This is a genomic window from Ferruginibacter sp. (assembly GCF_031430955.1).
Taxonomy (GTDB): Bacteria; Bacteroidota; Bacteroidia; order Chitinophagales; family Chitinophagaceae; genus Ferruginibacter.
The window spans coordinates 1-2,942 of sequence record NZ_JANPCM010000263.1 but is presented as its reverse complement, the minus strand read 5'-3'; the positions used below and the strand labels follow the sequence as shown (position 1 = coordinate 2,942).

At 37.9% G+C, this 2,942-nt stretch carries 3 protein-coding genes; 1 reads left to right on the top strand and 2 read right to left on the bottom strand.

What is annotated here, in order from left to right:
- Positions 1-212: 212 nt before the first annotated feature.
- A complete protein-coding gene (locus ACY65O_RS07470; protein WP_462220228.1) occupies positions 213-1,196 on the top strand; it encodes a phytanoyl-CoA dioxygenase family protein in 984 nt (327 codons plus the stop codon).
- 245 nt (positions 1,197-1,441) lie between these two features.
- Here the strand turns inward: ACY65O_RS07470 and ACY65O_RS07465 are convergent, their stop codons facing one another.
- Both ACY65O_RS07465 and ACY65O_RS07460 read right to left on the bottom strand, forming a co-directional pair.
- The gene (locus tag ACY65O_RS07465) at positions 1,442-1,843 is read right to left on the bottom strand and encodes a DUF3037 domain-containing protein (RefSeq protein ID WP_462220227.1); all 402 of its coding nucleotides are present in this window, start codon (positions 1,841-1,843) and stop codon (positions 1,442-1,444) included.
- A complete protein-coding gene (locus ACY65O_RS07460; protein WP_462220226.1) occupies positions 1,821-2,618 on the bottom strand; it encodes a HipA family kinase in 798 nt (265 codons plus the stop codon). Before ACY65O_RS07460 ends, ACY65O_RS07465 begins: the two co-directional genes overlap by 23 nt.
- Between the last annotated feature and the right edge of the window lie 324 nt (positions 2,619-2,942).

Sequence of the window (2,942 nt, the reverse complement as noted above, 5' to 3'; positions counted from 1 at the left end):
CAGTATCCTGAACGAGCTGTCACTATCACTTGTTATGGTTTCTAATTTTGCTTTCATTTGCGCCAATTTTTCAAAGCTGCTCTTAAAAATACCAAAATATATCAATACAGTACAAATAGCTGCCATTGCAGAGGTTGATTAGCGCCTCCTTACAAAGCTATTTTTGTATCACCGATTACAAGTTCATTTATTAAAAAATTAAATAGTGTTATATGGAACAAAAAACAATGGTGCCCACAATGGCTCCTTCAATGCAACCGGACAATGCTCATAAAGATATTCCCGGCAATCCTTCTACTGCAAAAAGCAGTGCCACTAAATTAAACGACCGCAGCAATGGTAAACCACTTAAAGTATTAACCGAAGCCGACTGGAATTTTTGGATCACCAACGGATATATTGTTATTAAAAATGCGGTACCTAAAGAGCAGGCATTGGCAACTGCAAATTTTTTATGGGAGTTTGAAGAGAAAGATCCACACAATCCGGATACCTGGTATGCGCCACCACTGGCAGAAATAAAAATGAAAGAATTGACTAACACAGGAATGGTGGAGGTGTATAACAATCAGCATTTATGGAACAACCGCATGACACAAAAAGTGTATGATGCATTTGCAGATATTTGGGGAACAGAAAAACTATGGGTTACTATCGACAGGGCTAATCTTAATTTTCCGATAAAACCAGGGTTTGAACAAAAGGGATTTATTCATTGGGATTACGACCCCGAAACAAAACCTGTGAATGTACAGGGCGTTGTTGCGTTGGCAGATCAGACAGATGAAAACATGGGGGGCTTTCAATGTTTACCTGATCTGTTTCGCAACTATGATACATGGAAATTATCGCAGCCCGAAGACCGTGACCGTTTTAAACCCGATACAACTGGTTTTGAATTTGTAAAAGTAAAAATGGAGGCGGGTGATCTTTTAATTTTTAACAGCCTTCAACCGCATGGCATACGCCCTAACAAAAGTGCCGATAAAGTTCGTATGGCACAATATATTTCAATGATGCCTGCAGAAGAAAATAATGAAGCATTGCGACAATGGCGGATAAATTCCTGGAAAGACAGTATTGCTCCTGAAGGTTACGCTTTTCCCGGCGACCCACGCAATTGGGAACAAACAAAATATGGCAGGGCACAATTAAATGAGTTGGGAAAAAAATTATTAGGATTAGAAAAATGGTAGTGCAATCATTTTAGTGAATATAATTTTTTTTGTAAAGATTATACCAATTAGACATTGAATCTATCCGATTAAAAAAGTGTCAGGTTGAGCTTGTCGAAACCGGTGCAATGTCAACCCGCCTTCGACAAGCTCAGGCTGACAGTATTCTTTCAATGTCTAAGTGGTATTAAATTTTAATTGTTGTAGCTTTTGAAGGAATAGAATGAAAGTAATATACTTTGATGCAGCTGCATCAGTACAAAAAATTAAATCTCTTTTTGAGGAGTTAACACCAACTGTGCATGTAATTTTATAAGGGTTTCTTTTGCATTGCTGCACAAACCGGGGTGTGTTTTTGAAGTTTGCACAATAGTACTTCTGGTAGCTGTAAGCCAGCGAAAACGTGAAGCCATATCTAATTTTGCAATTTCTCCTGCAGCTGTATCGCCATTACAAATTTTTTCAAAAACATTTAAGTGTTCACATAATGCTGCCATATCTAAATAGCCTGCAAAAATTTTCAGTCTTTCTTCATCAACAGTAAAAATAGTTTGTAAAAACTGTAATGGTTTGCAATATAATATTACACCCACGTTAAGAAATTCTTCCCGTTCCACACGTGGCACAATACGTATAACAGCGTACTCAAATAAGTGATTGTCTTGCATGTTGTGCTTCTTTTACAAAAATGGATGACAATTGAATTCTTAAAGTTAAAAACTGTACATAAATATTCCGCATCGCATCAACCGATGCACCAAAAGTATTATCGCCAAGCCATTCATCAGGTATTAATGCAACAATAGATTGAAGGCGGTCTTTTGTAAGCAATGCGTTAAATGCTTTATCAGCTGTATCCAGTTCGCTTGCAAGCGACAAGAGGACGTGATCTTTTATTGGTACAAAGGGTCGCATTGCCTGCTCCTTCCAATCGCCGCCGCTGTGATGAAAATATAATGCTGCACCGTGATCTATCAGCCACAATTCTTTTTTCCACATCAGCATATTGGTGTTACGGGCTGTACGGTCTACATTGGTCAGCAATGCATCGAGCCATACAATTTGCGAAGCCATTAACGGATCAATGGTAACCACTGCCGCATCAAAACTAATAGCACCGGCCAAATAATGAACACCCAAATTTAATCCTTCGCTTTTGCGTAACAGCTCCTGAATTTCTTCGTCAGCTTCTGTTCTGCCAAAGGCGCTGTCTAAATTAGCCAATACAATTTCAGGAACTTTAAAACCTAATGCACGGGCAATTTCGCCACCAATTAAATCAGCAATCAATGCCCTCACTCCCTGGCCGGCACCGCTAAATTTTAATACGTATAAAAAACCATCATCCGCTTCGGTAATTGCAGGTAAAGAACCGCCTTCACGTAAGGGCATTACATAACGGGTAACATTTACTTTTCTTAATGGTGGTTGCACATCACCCATATACTTACTTAAAAAAATTATTAAGGATTAGGTATTTAATTTACAAATGAATTTGAACAACCTTTTTTTTAACTGCCCCCGTCTTTAGACCTGGATTTGCAATAAAAATATTAAAGGCTTTAGCCAAATTATTTAAAAAGTAGTTTACATTTTGGCTAAAGCCTGAAAAAAAATCAATCTTTTTCCCCAGGCTGAAGCCACGGGGCTATCTACATACTTGTGCAATGTAAAATAGTTTATTGCAAAACTAACAGTCTCTTATAATGATTACTTAAAAATATACAGGGGCTATTCCTCTTCCTCCTCATCAGTATAAATTTCATA